Raw genomic sequence first — 15,575 nt, 5'->3', positions numbered from 1 at the left:
AATTCGCCCACGCGCCCGCCCCCACCTAAACTCTCTCCATGTTGTTTCAACGGACAGAGGAATCACCATCATGGGCAAACGTCATCCCAATCTCCCCGCCTGGCAATGGCATAGCTACCCGCAGAAGCACCAGCACCCAACGAACCTGGCCTTGAACCTGATCGCCGTGCCGCTGTTTATCGTTGGCTTTCTGTTGATCGTTTCTGGGGCCTTTAGTCTGAGCCTGGCCAGTTTCGCCGTTGGCGTAGTCGGCATTCTGGCCGGCCTGGCATTGCAGCGTCATGGTCACAGCCTGGAAGCCCAGGTGAGTCAGCCGCTCAGTGACCGCAAACATGCGGTGAGCGCCTGGTAATTGAGCAGTTCGTGACCTCTGCGCGCGTTGTGTCAAGCAGTGGCGGGTGGCGCGCCTGGCGCCAGCGCCATCTGCACTGATGCTTAAGCGAATACCACAACAGTCTGGCGGCTGATAGCAATCAACTCGCCGGTAGGGCTCCACAGCGCAGCGGCAGCATGGCCGTAGCCGTCACGGGCGTGTTCGATGTTGACGCAGTACTGGCACCAATCGAGGGTGGTCAGATCCTGCAACGGTTGGATGAATTCGATGGTCCAGGTCAGGGTGCTGCCCGGTGCCGGTTTCTTCAGGTGCGGCAGCAATGCCGGCGGCCAGGCGTCGACCAGGGCGAGGATATGCGCCTCGGTCAACGGCTCTTCTTTCACATCCCCACGCAAGCGAACCCAGCCCCCCATTTCGCGGGACTTGTTACCGGTGAATGGCAGGCCGCCGACGCTCCAGCGCATTGCTAAGTGACGCATAAATTCAGGCGTCACGCCCTTGATATAGGGCAACTCCTGGCACTCGTCCCAGTGTTTGAACACCGGCGGCGCGTCGCTTGCCACATCTATCTCTGACTCACGGGATGCGCCAAAACTGGCTTGCACCAAGGTCGCCACTTCACCGTTCTGAACGACGCGGCCTAGCAACTGACTGACTGCCTTGCCTTCGCGCAACACTTCGACTTGATAACTGGCGGGCACATCGGGCGCCACCGGCCCCACGAAGGTTATTGCCAACGACCGCAATGGTCGATCCGCAGTCACTTGGGCACGCAGTGCTTCGTATTGCAAAGCGGCGACCAGCCCGCCAAACGTCGCGCGACCTTGGGCCCATTCGGCGGGGATGGTGACATCCAGCGGGTGGCTACGGGCAGCGTCGAGCAAATCACTAAAGCGCATGGCGACCTCAGGTCAAAGGAAACAGATGAGGGATCTTAACCATCGTGTAGGTGAGGTACAGCGCGTATTCCGGCCAAAAACCGGACCGATTCAGAAACAATCCGCGCTGAGCTTGTCCAGCACCCGATCCGCCTGACCCTCGGCTTTAGCCATGGTTTTGTGCCATACCGCCACACACGGTTGCAGATCCGCTTGATGTTCAGCCTGGGCCAGCCACTGCCAGCAATCATGCCAATCGCCCAGGGCACCTTGGGCTTTCTTCAGGCGCGACATGGCATTGGCGGGCAGTTTGTCCAGTTCCGGATACGCCTCGGCCGCATAACGCACGCGCTTGATCAACAAACGCAGACGGTGGCGATCATGACCGGGATCCTTGAGGGCTTCACCGAGGGTTTTCCATTGCTTGGCCAGACGCTTCTCGATGCGCGAGCGCAGGCCTTTGAGCAATTTCTGATGTTGGGAGGCGCGAATAAAGCGTGGGAAGGCATCCAGAATCTGCAGCAAGTGCGCCAACTCCGGACTTTGCGCTACCTGGCGATACGCGTCGGGCTGTAGGCGCAGACGCCGATCTGCCGCTTCGTGATGACCATGCTGATGCAGATAAGCAGCCAGCACTTCACGATCACGCAGGGGGGTGGTCAATCGGCCAACGGTGCTGGCAGCCAATTCGAGCTGTTCGACGCCTGGCAACCCACGCAAGGGTCGCAACAGGCTGCGCAGGCGCCGCACGGTGGTGCGCAAGTCATGCAGCGCTTCATCGTCGGTGACGGCGGCGAGGCGAGCCTGGCAGCTCAGCAACCCTACTTCCAGGCCAATGACCTGAGCGACTAACTGATCAACCAACGCTGACATCCTGCCCCCGCCTTTTGATGAAAAATCCTACTTGCTGCCCATGGCTCAACGCCCGGCGCGCGACTCACGAATATAGAACCGTGCCTTCTCAGCCTTGTTGGAGCAGCCTTCAAACGCTTCAAACTGTTGCTGTGTCTTCGCACCGGTCAAGAGGGACAACGCCTTGGAATAGCTGACAGTACCGGCGAAACCTTCGGCCTTGGCCAGGTCCAGTTCTTTCCAGGCAGCGTCCAATTGCGCGCCGCAGCTGTCGCGGTAAGCGGTTTTCCCGGCACAACCGGCCAGGGCCAACAGAATCACAGGCACACACATCCAGGCTTTCATCAATGACACCTCAAAATAAAGAAAAACAGTCGTACGGTTGTAGACGTTGCCTACAACAAAAAGTGCCTTGTCCTTAGCCTGAAATCGATAGTACCTATTGCCAGAGCATACCCGAGCCTACTCGCTATTCTGGAAAAATATTACGCAGTTCAGCGAAGATTGAAGCGGCCCCCTCAATGGGTGCATTGTGGGGACCTGCCGATCAAAGGATATGGACCATGAAGAAACGTGTTGCCTTGGTGCTGGGCTCCGGTGGAGCCCGGGGCTACGCCCATATCGGAGTGATCGAAGAAATTGAACGGCGCGGCTATGACATTGCCTGTATCGCTGGCTGTTCCATGGGCGCGGTGGTGGGTGGGATCTACGCCGCGGGCAAGCTGGACGAGTATCGAAACTGGATTGAAAGCCTTGATTACCTCGACGTGCTGCGTCTGGTGGACGTGAGTTTTCGCCTGGGAGCGATTCGTGGCGAGAAGGTCTTCGGACAGATCCGCAAGATCGTCGGCGAGATCAATATCGAGGAGCTGCGCATTCCCTACACGGCCGTGGCCACCGACCTCACCAACCAGCAGGAAATCTGGTTCCAAGAGGGCTGCCTGCACCAGGCCATGCGCGCTTCGGCCGCAATTCCCAGCCTGTTCACACCAGTGATGCAAGGTAACCGCATGCTGGTGGACGGCGGCCTGCTTAACCCACTGCCTATCGTGCCGGTGGTGTCGAGCCATTGCGACTTGATCATCGCAGTCAACCTCAACGCCACCAACCAGAAACACTACCAATTGCCGGTGATCCAACGTCCGCCGGCGTTCAAGAGCCGCTTCAACAGCTTGGCGAAATCACTCGGCTCGCACCTGCCGTTTCGTCGTAAGCAAGCCGAGCAGTTAATGAAGCTGGAGCAGGAAGCGTTGCAGGCCCAGGCGGCCGAGATCAACCCTTGGCTGGATTCGGCTGAGCCCGAGTCCCAACAACCCGCCGCTGCGCCGGAAAAACCCGGGGCGCCGAAGTCGGCGACCGGTTCGTTCATCATTGATAACGTGGGGCCGGCGTCGTTGCTGGACCTGATCAACCAGAGTTTTGAGGTGATGCAGACGTCATTGGCTCAGTACAAAATTGCGGGTTATCCGCCGGATGTATTGATCAACGTGCCGAAGCGGGTGTGCCGGTTTTTCGAGTTCTACAAGGCGCCGGAGTTGATCGCTTTGGGGCGCGAAATTGCCAGCGATACGTTGGACCGCTATGAAAGTGAACAGCCCTGAGTGCTTCGACAGGCGCCAGACTCTAACCGCCTAACAACCGATACCCGACCCCCGCCTCGGTCACGATAAAGCGTGGCTGAGTCGGATCATCCGCCAGTTTCTGGCGCAGATGGCCCACCACAATCCTCAGGTAGTGACTGTCCTCGGTATGGGTCGGCCCCCAGATATCCTTGAGCAGTTGCTGCTGGGTGATCACCCGTCCCGAGTGCCGCGCCAACTGCGCCAACACGGCATATTCCTTTCGAGTCAGCGCCACTTCGACACCGTCCAGCAGCACACGGCGATAGGCCAGATCGACCGTCAGCGGGCCGAAACTCAACGCCGCTTCCTGCGCCTCACCTGCGGGCGCCTGGCGCAGGAGCGCGCGAACCCTGGCGAGAAACTCCTGGATTCCAAAAGGCTTGGTCACATAGTCATTGGCGCCGCCGTCGAGGGCTTGGACCTTTTGCCCTTCGCTGGCGCGCACCGACAGCACCAATACCGGCACCGTCGACCACTCGCGAAACTCACGCAGCACTTGCTGGCCGTCCATGTCCGGCAAGCCTAGGTCGAGCACCAGCAAGTCCGGCTTGCTCAAGGCCGCCTGGGCCAAGCCTTCGTTTCCGGTGCCCGCCTCAATCACTTTGTAACCCTGAGAGGCCAGGCTGATGCGCAAGAACTTGCGGATCTGCGGTTCGTCATCAATGACCAAAATCGTCGCGGTCTGGCTCATGGTGTCCCATCAAAATCCGTGGAGAAAAGAGGGTAGCTCACGACTCAGGCTCCAGGCCAGGCTGTGCAGGCAATGGAAGGAACAAGGTGATGCAGGTGCCGCGTCCTTCAATGCCATCGGCCACGCTGATATGCCCACCGTGCGCCCCGACCATCCCCTGGCAGATCGCCAAACCCAGGCCGGTGCCCTGCCCGCCCCGATCACCGCGCGCAGCGGTGTAGAACATATCGAAAATCTTCGCGCGCTCATCCTCGGGGATGCCCGGCCCCTCATCGGCTACCGCGAAAAACAGTTGCTTATCCGACACGCCGGCACTCAACTGCAAACGTCCCTGAGGGGGTGAAAAGCGTGCGGCGTTCTCCAGCACATTGACCAGCGCCTGTTCGATCAGCGCCGCATGCACATACAGCAACGGCAGCTCAGGCGGCACCTCGGTGCTCACCTGCAATGGCGCCAGTACCGCACGCAAACGGCCAAGGGCGCTGCCGACGATATCGCCCGGCGACACCCAATCACGCGCCAGCTTGAGGGCGCCATGGCCCAAGCGAGTCATGTCCAACAGGTTCTGGATATAGCGATCGAGGCGCTCGGCTTCATCACGCGTGCCTTCCAGTAATTCGCGACGGTCCTCCAGGGGAATGGCTTCACCCAACGCCAGCAGGCTGTCGATACTGCCGCGCATGGACGTCAGCGGCGTACGCAAATCGTGAGACACCGACGCAAGCAAGGCACTGCGCAGTTGCTCGGTTTCGCCGTGCAGGCGTGCGGATTCTAGCTCCTGCGCCAACTGCGCACGGGCCAGGGCCTGGGCCAGAGGCTGACTCAGAGCAGTTAGCAAGCGGCGGCGCTGACCGCTCAACGCCTGGCCCGGTTTGGCACTGACACCGAGTAAGCCCAGCGGACCTTCCTCGCCCGACAACGGCCACCACCACCAGCGCCCAAACGGCAACGTGCCGGTGCCCATGCCCGCGGGTTGGTCATGTTGCCAGGCCCAATCGGCGGCGGCGCGTTCGGCTTCGCTGAAGGTCAGCGGGCCGCCGGTTTCGATCTTCCAACCACCCTGTCCATCGCGATTGACCAGGCACAGGTCCAGGTCGTTCCAACCTTCAAGGTGATGGGCCGCCGCGCTGACCACGGCCTGGCGGTCAGTGGCGGCGGTGAGTTTGCGTGACAGGTCAAGCAGCTCGCTGGTTTCCTCCTGGGTATCGCGCAACGCCTGCAATTGTCGACGCTGACGCGCCGCGAGGTTGCCGGTGAGCGCTGCCATCAGCAGGAAGAACAGCAGGGTCAGCACATCTTCTTCACGCTGGATGGAGAAGGAAAAATTCGGCGGAATAAACAGGAAGTCGTAGGTCAGAAATGATAAAGCCGCGCAGACCAGGGACGGCCCCAGGCTACTGCGCACCGCGACCAGCAATACGGCAGCAAGAAACACCAGCGAGATATTCGGCAACGGCAACACACTGGACACCGCCCAGGCCACGCCGGCAGCAATCACCGTCGCCACCACCGCCAAAAAGTAGTCGAACCACACCAGCCCGCGGACCTGCGGCAAGCGCGGCGGCGCGGGAGTATCGTCACTGTCGAGCACGTTGATTTCCAAGCCGCGCGCATTGCGCAGCAGACGCGCCGCCAGGCCTCCACCGAATAAACGACGGCGCCAGCGCATCCGTGACTGTCCCACCAACACCAGGCTGGCGCGGCGTTCGCCGGCGTGCTGGATCAAGGTCTTGGCCACCTCCCCCGCCCGCAGCAACACGACTTCCCCGCCGAGACGTTCGGCCAATTGCTGGGCGTTTTGCAGGCGCAGACGCGACTGCTCATCCCGTGCCCGGCCGTTATCGATATGCACCAGGCTCCACGGCAAATGTCGACGCTGCGCCACACGACTGGCATGCCGCACCAGGCGTTCGGCCTGCGCGTCGCCATCCACACCCACCAACAAGCGGCCGCGCACCGCCGGCGCGGCCTGGCCGAGCTGGCGATAGCCCTGGGCCAAGTCGTCATCGACATGGGCTGCGGCGGTCTGCATCGCCAGCTCGCGCAGGGCCATCAGGTTGGTCTGGGTGAAAAACGCATCGATGGCCGCACGGGCCTGTTCCGGAACATAGACTTTGCCGTCGCGCAGGCGCTCCAGCAGCTCGCGGGATGGCAGGTCGATCAGCAGCAGTTCGTCGGCCTCTTGAAGTACCCAGTCCGGCAGCGTTTCACGCACCTGCACGCCGGTGATCCCGCGCACTTGGTCGTTGAGGCTTTCCAAGTGCTGAACGTTGACCGTGGTAAACACGTTGATGCCCGCAGCGAGCAGTTCCTGAATATCTTGCCAGCGCTTTTCATGGCGGCTGCCGGGCGCGTTGCTGTGGGCCAGTTCGTCCACCAGCACCAGCTTGGGCTTGGCGGCGAGCAGGCCGTCGAGGTCCATTTCTTCGAGCATCACACCGCGATATTCGCTGCGCAGCAACGGTTGCTGTGGCAGGCCGGCGAGCAAGGCTTCGGTCTCGGCGCGGCCGTGGGTTTCCACCACACCGGCGACCAACTTGACGCCTTGGCGCAGTTGGGTGTGGGCCGCCTGCAGCATGGCGTAGGTCTTGCCTACGCCGGGTGCGGCACCGAGGAAGACTTTGAGCCGGCCACGACCATTACGGGGTAGATCGGCTAGCAGGGCATCGGCGCGGCCGGAGTCGCTCATGCGGGCAGTGTCCTTCAGGTGATGATGTAGTCGGGCAAGTGAAGATCAACTGTGGGATCAGAGTTTTTCCAGCGCCATGTTCAGCGCCAGTACATTCACTACCGGTGGCCCCACCAATGGGCTTTCGATGTGCTCATCCAACAGCCGTTGCAAGGTCGACACCGGCACATTCCGCGCCGCCGCTACCCGCACCAGTTGATAGGCAATCGCCTGGGGTGGCAAGTGTGGATCAAGACCGCTGCCAGAGGTAGTCAGCGAGGCCAAAGGTACCGGGCCCTGACCTGGCACCAGCTGTTTATTTGCGTCATCGAATACGCGGGTGGCTAACGCTGGGTTACTCGGGCCAAGGTTACTGGCGCTGCTGGACACTGTCGCAAAGGCGCCCGCCGATGGACGCGGGTGAAACCAGCTGTCGCCGGTAAAATCCTGGGCGATCAGACTGGACCCGCGCACCTTACCATCGGCGTCGCGTACCAGGCTGCCGTTGGCCTGATCGGGGAATGCCACCTGGGCGACGCCGGTCACCACCAATGGGTAGGCGACGCCGGTGATCAGGGTCATGAGCACTAAAAGGCTCAGGGCTGGACGGATGATGTTGGACATTTCAGGTTCCTCAATTCGTTGGATACAGCGACCTTGGTCGCAGTGGGGCTGCTTCGCAGCCCAGCGCGGGGCAAGCCCGCTCACTACAAGGTCTGGCTTATACGAGGTGCAGGGCGGTCAACAGCATGTCGATGGCCTTGATACCCACGAACGGCACCAACAACCCACCCAAGCCATAGATCAACAGGTTGCGCCGCAGCAACGCCGCTGCACTCGCTGCCTGCACGCGCACACCGCGCAATGCCAACGGGATCAACACCACGATGATCAACGCGTTAAACACAATGGCCGACAGGATCGCGCTCTGCGGACTCTGCAAGTGCATGACGTTGAGCACGCCGAGTTGCGGATAGATCGAGGCAAACAGCGCCGGCAGAATCGCAAAGTATTTGGCCACATCGTTGGCGATTGAAAAGGTGGTCAGCGCGCCACGGGTCACCAGCAATTCCTTGCCGATCTGCACCACGTCCAGCAGCTTGGTAGGGTCGCTGTCGAGGTCGACCATGTTGGCGGCCTCACGGGCGGCTTGAGTGCCGTCGTTCATCGCCATGCCCACGTCGGCCTGCGCCAGTGCCGGGGCGTCGTTGGCGCCGTCGCCGCACATTGCCACCAGGCGCCCGTCGTTCTGCTCATGACGGATACGTGCGAGTTTTTTCTCTGGCGTGGCTTCGGCCAGCACGTCATCCACGCCCGCCTCAGCGGCAATCGCAGCAGCCGTCAGCGGGTTGTCGCCAGTGACCATCACGGTGCGGATGCCCAGTTTGCGTAGCTCGGCGAAACGTTCGCGGATGCCGGGCTTGACCACGTCCTTCAAATGAATCGCACCAAGCAGCTTGCCATCGGCGCACACCAGCAAAGGCGTGCCGCCGCTCTGGGCGATCTTATCGATTTCCCGCGACAGCGCAGGTGCAAGGTCCTGACGCTGTTGGCCGATAAATGCCAGCAGCGAATCCACCGCGCCTTTGCGGTACACGCGGCCCTGGTAGTCAACGCCGGACAAGCGGGTTTCAGCGCTGAACGGCACGGCGGTCAACTCGTCCTGGGAAGGCTCGGCCTGAGGGTGCAAGGCGCGCAGGTATTCAACGATGGATTTGCCTTCCGCCGTGTCGTCCGCCAGGGACGCGAACAGCGCGCCTTCGGCCACCTCGCGGCCGCTGACCCCGGGCGCCGCGACCACCGCTGCACACCGGCGATTACCAAAGGTGATGGTGCCGGTCTTGTCCAACAGCAACACATGTACGTCCCCGGCGGCTTCCACCGCGCGGCCAGACTTGGCGATCACATTGAGGCGCACCAGGCGGTCCATGCCGGCAATGCCGATGGCCGACAACAAGCCGCCAATGGTCGTGGGAATCAGCGTCACAAGCAGTGCGACCAGAAACACCAAAGGCAAGCTGCCATTGGCGAAGTGGGCGAACGGCTGCAACGTTACGACCACCAGCAGGAAGATCAGCGTCAGGCCGATCAGCAGGATATCCAGCGCGACTTCATTGGGGGTCTTCTGGCGCTTGGCACCTTCTACCAAGGCAATCATGCGGTCCAGGGTAGACTCACCAGGGTTGGCGGTGATGCGGATCATCAGCCAGTCCGAGACCAGCCGGGTGTTGCCGGTAACGGCCGAGCGGTCGCCGCCAGACTCACGGATCACCGGGGCGGATTCGCCAGTGATCGCCGCTTCGTTAACCGCCGCGATGCCTTCGATCACCTCGCCGTCACCGGGGATCATTTCCCCTGCGGCAACCCGCACCACATCACCCTTACGCAGGCTGGTGGCCGGCACGACCTTGAAGCTGCCATCGGCTTCCTTGCGCCGAGCACTCAGACCTTCACTGCCTGCCTTGAGGCTGTCGGCGCGAGCCTTGCCTCGCCCTTCGGCCAAGGCTTCGGCGAAGTTGGCGAACAGCACGGTGAACCACAACCACACGGCGATCTGCACGGCAACGAAGGTCGGCACGGAAGTGTCGGGTACGAAGCACAGCACCGTGGTGAGGATCGCAGTCAGTTCGACCACCAGCATCACCGGCGAGCGTTTCAGTTCGCGCGGGTCCAGTTTGACGAACGCCTGGACCAGCGCCGGGCGCCACAGAGCAGAGATAGCGGTTTTGGCAGGCTCCTGGGGTTTGACCGGGGCCGCGTTTTTTGCAGGCATATTCATGTTCATATCCCTTCTCAGAAGCCCATGCTCAAGTGTTCAGCGATAGGACCCAGCGCCAGCGTCGGCAGGAAAGTCAGGCCGCCCACCAGCAAGATGGTTACGGTCAACAGAGTCACGAACAGCGGGCCGTGGGTGGGGAAGCTGTTCTGGCCAATCGGTGCGCTCTTTTTCATCGCCAGGCTGCCGGCCAGGGCCAGTACCGGCAGGATGTAGCCAAAGCGACCGATCAGCATGCCCAGGCCGAGCATCAGGTTATGGAACGGCGTGTTGGCACTGAAGCCGCCAAACGCAGAGCCGTTGTTGGCACTGGCGGAGGTGTAGGCATAAAGCAACTGGCTGAAGCCATGGGGACCAGGGTTACTGATAGCGCCGGCCGGGCCTGGCAGGCTGGCGGCAATGGCGCCGAGCACGAGCACGCCGACTGGCATCACCAGCAAGGTCACGACGAGCAACTGTACTTCCTTGGCCTGGAGTTTCTTGCCCAGGTATTCCGGCGTACGGCCGATCATCAGGCCAGCCAGGAACACCGCGATCAACACGTTAAGCAACATCCCGTACATACCGGCGCCGACGCCGCCAAAGATCACTTCGCCGACCATCATGTTGACCAGCGCCACCATCCCGCTGAGGGGGCTGAGGCTGTCCTGCATGCCGTTGACCGAACCGTTGGACGCCGCGGTGGTGGTCACTGACCACAGCACCGTGCCAGTGGTGCCGAAGCGCGCTTCCTTGCCTTCCAGCGGCGCGGTTTGCTCTACGGCCGGGTTGTTCAGGGTCGGATTGGGCTGATACTCGGACCACAGTGAAGTCGCGCCGCCGATCAGGAACAGCGCCAGCATGCAGCCAAGAATGGCGCGGCTTTGGCGCAGGTCTTTGACGTAATGACCGAAGGTGAATACCAACGCCACCGGGATCAGGATGATGGACGCCACCTCAAACAGGTTGGCCCAGGCAGTCGGGTCTTCAAAGGGATGCGCCGAGTTGACGCCGAAAAAACCACCGCCGTTGGTGCCCAATTGCTTGATCGCAATCTGGCTGGCCGCCGGGCCCAGGGGGATCACCTGATCCACGCCTTGCATCGTCACGGCATCAACGTAATGGGCGAACGTCTGCGGCACGCCCTGCCACACCAGGAACAACGCCAGCACCAGGCACAACGGCAACAGGCCGTAGAGGGTAGCGCGGGTCATATCGACCCAGAAATTCCCCAATGTCTGGGCAGATTTGCGACCGATCCCACGGCACAAAGCGACCAGGACTGCCAGCCCAGTGGCCGCACTGACGAAGTTCTGCACCGTCAGGCCAGCCATCTGGCTAAGGTAGCTCAGTGACGCCTCACCGCTGTAGGACTGCCAGTTGGTGTTGGTCATGAAACTGACCGCAGTGTTGAAGGCCAGCGTCCACTCCTGCCCCGGCAATTTCTGCGGATTGAGCGGGAGATAGTCCTGGAACATCAGGATCGCGAACAACAGCAGGAAACCCGCGAGGTTGAATGCGAGCAACGCCAGCATGTACTTCTGCCAGCTCTGCTCCTGCTGCGCGTCGACACCCGACAGGCGATAACAGGCTTTTTCGACAGGCCCGAGCACCGGGCTCAGCCACGTGCGCTGGCCTTCCATCACCTTGTAGTAGAACCGCCCCAGGAACGGTGCCGGCACCAATACCACGGCAAAGAAGGCGATGATCAGCCAATAGTCATAACTGTGCATGGCCAGCTCCTAGTTCCGATCCGCGCGTAACAGCGCAACCAGCAGATAAATAAACAGCGCCACGGCCAATAGCAGTGACACTCCGTCCAGAACACTCATGGAAGTCTCTCCGTTCAGCGGCGAGTGCCGCGTGTGGGGCAATTGTCCGCAGGAGTGGCGTAAAGGAACGAGTGCGAGGGTGCGGGCGGGGCGTAAAGAAGGCGTAAAGAGTGGCTTTATGCGGGGTTTACACTGCGGGTTTCCAGCGTCTGGGCAGGCGTTATCGGGAGCAAGCCCCCTCCCACACTTGACCGAGTTGTCATGCCGAGCGCCAGTCAACCTGTGGGAGGGGCTTGCTCCCGATAGCGTCGGCACCGTCACCGCCGCACCTATCTGGTGCGACACCGGCAAATTTCAAACGCCAAACCATCCCCCAGACGACAGTTGCACGCCTTTACGACAATGATTCTCAAGCTGGCATGGCCGCTGCAACACCTTGAATCATTCCAAACCGTTCAGGGAGCAGCACATGAACACACAACTCAAACCCACCCTAGGCACCCTGCATTTATGGGGCATTGCCGTCGGGCTGGTGATCTCCGGTGAATACTTCGGCTGGAGCTATGGCTGGGGCGTGGCCGGAACCTTGGGCTTCCTGGTGACCTCGTTGATGGTCGCCGCAATGTACACCTGCTTTATCTTCAGTTTCACCGAGCTGACCACCGCGATTCCCCATGCTGGCGGACCGTTTGCCTACAGCCGTCGTGCATTTGGGGAGAAAGGCGGTTTAATCGCCGGTCTTGCCACACTGATCGAATTTGTCTTCGCGCCGCCTGCCATTGCCTTGGCCATCGGCGCTTATCTGAATGTGCAGTTCCCTGCGCTGGACCCGAAGCACGCTGCCGTCGGTGCCTATATCGTGTTCATGGGCCTGAACATCCTTGGCGTGAAACTCGCCGCGACCTTTGAACTGGTGGTGTGCGTGCTCGCCGTCGCAGAGCTGCTGGTGTTTATGGGCGTGGTCGCCCCGGCATTCAGCTTCAGTAACTTCGCCCTGAATGGCTGGGCCGGTTCCGATACCTTTGGCGCCCCGGCGATTGCCGGGATGTTTGCCGCAATTCCGTTTGCGATCTGGTTCTTCCTTGCCATCGAAGGCGCAGCCATGGCGGCTGAAGAAGCGAAGGATCCGAAGCGCACCATTCCGAAGGCCTACATCAGCGGCATCCTGACCTTGGTGATCCTGGCCATGGGCGTGATGTTCTTTGCCGGCGGAGTGGGTGACTGGCGCACCCTGTCGAACATCAACGACCCGCTGCCGCAGGCCATGAAAACCGTGGTGGGCGAAAGCTCCGGCTGGTTGCACATGCTGGTGTGGATCGGCCTGTTTGGCCTGGTAGCGAGCTTCCACGGCATTATCCTGGGCTACTCGCGCCAGTTCTTCGCCCTGGCCCGCGCCGGGTACTTACCGTCTTTCCTCGCCAAACTGTCGCGTTTTCAGACACCGCACCGGGCCATCATCGCCGGCGGTGTGGTCGGCATCGCCGCCATCTACAGCGACGGTCTGATCAACCTGGGCGGCATGACTCTGACTGCAGCGATGATCACCATGGCGGTTTTCGGCGCCATCGTCATGTACATCATGAGCATGCTCAGCCTGTTCAAACTGCGTAAAACCGAACCGCTGTTGGAACGCACCTTCCGCGCGCCGGGTTACCCGATCGTGCCAGGCATTGCGTTGGTGCTGGCGGTGGTGTGCCTGGTGGCCATGGCGTGGTTCAACACACTCATCGGCTTGATCTTCCTGGGCTTTATGGCGGTAGGTTTCATCTACTTCCAACTGACCGCACAAGACCGTGCCGATGCGCCAGCGGACGCAATGTTGACTGGGCTCTAAGGTTTACGAGGCAGAACGGGCTTACACTGAACTACTCAGAAAGCCCGTAACTCAAAGCAGTTATTACCGTGGGAAAATTCTCCCACAGCAATCTGCCTCAAGGAGAGCCTTATGCCGTGGTATGCGTGGTTGATTATGGTGGTCGCGATTGGGTCGATCGTCGGTGGGCTGATGATGCTGCGAGACAGCGCCAACAAGGTGGAACTCACCGACGAGCAACGCAAACGCGTGGCCGAACGCAACGCCCAGGCGGACGCCAAGGATTCGCAGGATCGCTAGTTAGGCTTACTCCCAATCCGCCTTGGCAATATGCAACCCGTGCTGCCCCTTGTAGGCAGCACGCTCCGGCTGGCTCCAGCCGCTCAGCAATTGATCCTCCAACTTGTAGATCTCGACGCCCAGCGGGCGACATACCGTCAGCGGATCCTGTGCGTCCGGCCCCCACATCGGCAGCGACAGATCTCCACCCGGGCAGGTCGACAGTGCACACAGCAAATCAATCTCGGCAAAGAACTCCAGGTAATCACCCTTCTGCGCCGGACACGCCTTCATGAAGTACATGTCGTCGTGATTCAGGCCGGTGCACTGGAAAATATTCAACACGTCATGCACGTCGAATTCCGTAAGACCGTGGGGCAGCACCGCGCGAGTGAGGTTCGAATGGCAGTGGTGATGGAAATCCTCACCGGTCAGCATCCGGTTCACGTAGGGATCGCAGCGCGTGCCGAGTAAGTCGTGGAGGCGCCCGCCGTGCTCGTCGATACCATAACTGGCCAGGCTGTCATCGGTGATGGTCACCAACGGTCGCAGAAACGGCAGGTTCGACCACAATCGGTCATGGGTGCTGACATGGGCGCCCTGCAATTGGCGGGTGCGCGCCGCCCAAAGACGTTCCCGCGGGTCGTGGGCGTTCCAGACATTAAAGTCACCCACCTGCGGGCCCACTGGCGTAGTAACACGAAACACATGCCCCGCCGGCACCTTCCAGGCCCTGCCTGTTCGAATAGGCACCTCAAACTGTTCGATCAAGATGCGTTGATCCGCCCGGTCACGAATGCGCTCGTAAAACGCCGTGTCGACTTGCAGCGCCGAGCCTTTGCTGACCTGATAAGCGGCCGGATAATCTTTGTACATAGTGCACATCCTCGATCAGGGGTGGGTAAACAACGCCAACGACAGGCGTTCGGAATCTTCCAGGTACAGGCTCATCGCCTCCCCTGCCGCGTGTTTATTCGCCTGGACCAATAACGCGTAAATCTCGCGGTCACGCTCAAGCCAAGGTGACTGAAAACGCTGCTCATCGGGCGCCGCACAAAACACGAGGCGTAGCTGGGCGATGACCCGGGCGAAAAACTCATCGAACAAGGGGCTGCGCATCAACCCGACGATGTGCTGATGGAACAACAAACTGTGGGTGGCCACGGCACGCCAATCTTCGCGCTCCCGGGCCAGGGTGGTGGCGTCGATGGCGTTTTGCATGCGTTCAGATTGATCGTCCGTCAACGCTTTGCTTTGTGCGATGGCCTGCAATTCCAGTGTGCGGCGGACAACAAACAGATCACGAACTTCCTCCCGCTCCAATCGCCGGACCATCACACCCTTGTTGCGCACATAACGGGTCAAGCCCTCCTGCCCCAAACGGTGGAGGGCTTCGCGAATCGTATTGCGCGACGCACTGTAGGCAATGACCAAATCCGCCTCGACCAGGGCCATACCCGGCAATAACCGTCCGCTGATGATGTCGGCACGCAGCTCCAAAGCAATCTGGTCTGCTAAAGACATATTGGGTGTCATCATCGCCTCATGATTGTTGAACAATCTTCTGTCTGGAGGTAATCACGTTTCATGCCAACCTCCAGAACGGGCGATCTGGGTGTAAAAAGTTAAGGTTGGTTAAAATGCCAGCCTGTGGCTGGGGCCGCCTTATACGTTATTTACAACACCACAAAACCCAAACTCACCCATGCATCATCAAGGAAGCGCCCGGCCTTCACAGATCAGCTGCGGACCTGAACGCCCATCGCGACAACCTGTTCAGTCAGCAAAGACCGCTGGATGCATTTGTCGACAACTATCTGTCGGAACGGCACATGTCCTCCCCCGGACCACGGCTTCCCGCTGCCAACAATGTTTTCCGAGATAGATCTGAGCGACCAGCCCAGTGCGATA

General features: G+C 60.6%; 14 protein-coding genes and 1 pseudogene. 4 read left to right on the top strand and 11 right to left on the bottom strand.

Annotation, left to right across the window (positions count from 1 at the left end; genetic code table 11):
- Positions 1-70: 70 nt before the first annotated feature.
- Positions 71-432 (top strand): annotated as a pseudogene (locus LRO94_RS09000) (terminase).
- A 3-nt stretch (positions 433-435) separates the two neighbouring features.
- On the opposite strand, the gene LRO94_RS08995 reads toward LRO94_RS09000, so the two are convergent.
- From LRO94_RS08995 to LRO94_RS08985, 3 genes are all read right to left on the bottom strand, one after another.
- The gene (locus tag LRO94_RS08995) at positions 436-1,233 is read right to left on the bottom strand and encodes an acyl-CoA thioesterase (protein ID WP_179179337.1); all 798 of its coding nucleotides are present in this window, start codon (positions 1,231-1,233) and stop codon (positions 436-438) included.
- A 90-nt stretch (positions 1,234-1,323) separates the two neighbouring features.
- On the bottom strand, positions 1,324-2,085 hold the full coding sequence (locus tag LRO94_RS08990) for a CHAD domain-containing protein (protein ID WP_095184210.1): 762 nt from the start codon (positions 2,083-2,085) through the stop codon (positions 1,324-1,326).
- 45 nt (positions 2,086-2,130) lie between these two features.
- Positions 2,131-2,409 (bottom strand): hypothetical protein, encoded by a 279-nt coding sequence (locus LRO94_RS08985; RefSeq protein ID WP_032888964.1) that lies wholly within the window; start codon positions 2,407-2,409, stop codon positions 2,131-2,133.
- A 218-nt stretch (positions 2,410-2,627) separates the two neighbouring features.
- On the opposite strand from LRO94_RS08985, the gene LRO94_RS08980 reads away from it, so the two are divergent.
- On the top strand, positions 2,628-3,665 hold the full coding sequence (locus LRO94_RS08980; protein ID WP_032888962.1) for a patatin-like phospholipase family protein: 1,038 nt from the start codon (positions 2,628-2,630) through the stop codon (positions 3,663-3,665).
- Between the two features lie 22 nt (positions 3,666-3,687).
- Here LRO94_RS08980 and LRO94_RS08975 read toward each other — a convergent pair whose 3' ends face one another.
- The 6 genes from LRO94_RS08975 to kdpF form a co-directional block, all read right to left on the bottom strand.
- Complete coding sequence (locus LRO94_RS08975) at positions 3,688-4,377, bottom strand: response regulator (RefSeq protein ID WP_032888961.1); 690 nt, start codon at positions 4,375-4,377, stop codon at positions 3,688-3,690.
- Between the two features lie 37 nt (positions 4,378-4,414).
- On the bottom strand, positions 4,415-7,066 hold the full coding sequence (locus tag LRO94_RS08970) for a sensor histidine kinase (RefSeq protein WP_122755783.1): 2,652 nt from the start codon (positions 7,064-7,066) through the stop codon (positions 4,415-4,417).
- Positions 7,067-7,123: 57 nt separating this feature from the next.
- On the bottom strand, positions 7,124-7,669 hold the full coding sequence (kdpC, locus tag LRO94_RS08965; protein ID WP_095184208.1) for a potassium-transporting ATPase subunit KdpC: 546 nt from the start codon (positions 7,667-7,669) through the stop codon (positions 7,124-7,126).
- 97 nt (positions 7,670-7,766) lie between these two features.
- Complete coding sequence (kdpB, locus tag LRO94_RS08960; RefSeq protein ID WP_177326448.1) at positions 7,767-9,824, bottom strand: potassium-transporting ATPase subunit KdpB; 2,058 nt, start codon at positions 9,822-9,824, stop codon at positions 7,767-7,769.
- Positions 9,825-9,838: 14 nt separating this feature from the next.
- Positions 9,839-11,533, bottom strand: coding sequence for a potassium-transporting ATPase subunit KdpA (gene kdpA, locus LRO94_RS08955; RefSeq protein WP_032888953.1), 1,695 nt, complete (start codon positions 11,531-11,533; stop codon positions 9,839-9,841).
- A gap of 9 nt (positions 11,534-11,542) precedes the next feature.
- The gene (kdpF, locus tag LRO94_RS08950; protein WP_003218754.1) at positions 11,543-11,632 is read right to left on the bottom strand and encodes a K(+)-transporting ATPase subunit F; all 90 of its coding nucleotides are present in this window, start codon (positions 11,630-11,632) and stop codon (positions 11,543-11,545) included.
- 409 nt (positions 11,633-12,041) lie between these two features.
- Here kdpF and eat point away from each other — a divergent pair, with 409 nt between their 5' ends.
- Together eat and LRO94_RS08940 are read left to right on the top strand one after the other, a co-directional pair.
- On the top strand, positions 12,042-13,406 hold the full coding sequence (gene eat, locus LRO94_RS08945) for an ethanolamine permease (protein WP_095184207.1): 1,365 nt from the start codon (positions 12,042-12,044) through the stop codon (positions 13,404-13,406).
- A gap of 111 nt (positions 13,407-13,517) precedes the next feature.
- Complete coding sequence (locus tag LRO94_RS08940; RefSeq protein ID WP_081797766.1) at positions 13,518-13,685, top strand: DUF2897 family protein; 168 nt, start codon at positions 13,518-13,520, stop codon at positions 13,683-13,685.
- A 6-nt stretch (positions 13,686-13,691) separates the two neighbouring features.
- Here the strand turns inward: LRO94_RS08940 and LRO94_RS08935 are convergent, their stop codons facing one another.
- Both LRO94_RS08935 and LRO94_RS08930 read right to left on the bottom strand, forming a co-directional pair.
- Positions 13,692-14,540 (bottom strand): urea carboxylase-associated family protein, encoded by an 849-nt coding sequence (locus LRO94_RS08935; protein WP_032888949.1) that lies wholly within the window; start codon positions 14,538-14,540, stop codon positions 13,692-13,694.
- A gap of 15 nt (positions 14,541-14,555) precedes the next feature.
- Positions 14,556-15,200 carry a GntR family transcriptional regulator gene (locus LRO94_RS08930; RefSeq protein ID WP_032888947.1) on the bottom strand — a complete coding sequence of 215 codons (645 nt, stop codon included), beginning with the start codon at positions 15,198-15,200 and terminating at the stop codon, positions 14,556-14,558.
- Positions 15,201-15,575: the final 375 nt, after the last annotated feature.

This window comes from Pseudomonas sivasensis (assembly GCF_021391435.1).
Classification (GTDB): Bacteria; Pseudomonadota; Gammaproteobacteria; order Pseudomonadales; family Pseudomonadaceae; genus Aquipseudomonas; species Aquipseudomonas sivasensis.
The sequence above is the reverse complement of the archived record's forward strand: the minus strand, read 5'-3'. Positions and strand labels throughout refer to the sequence as shown.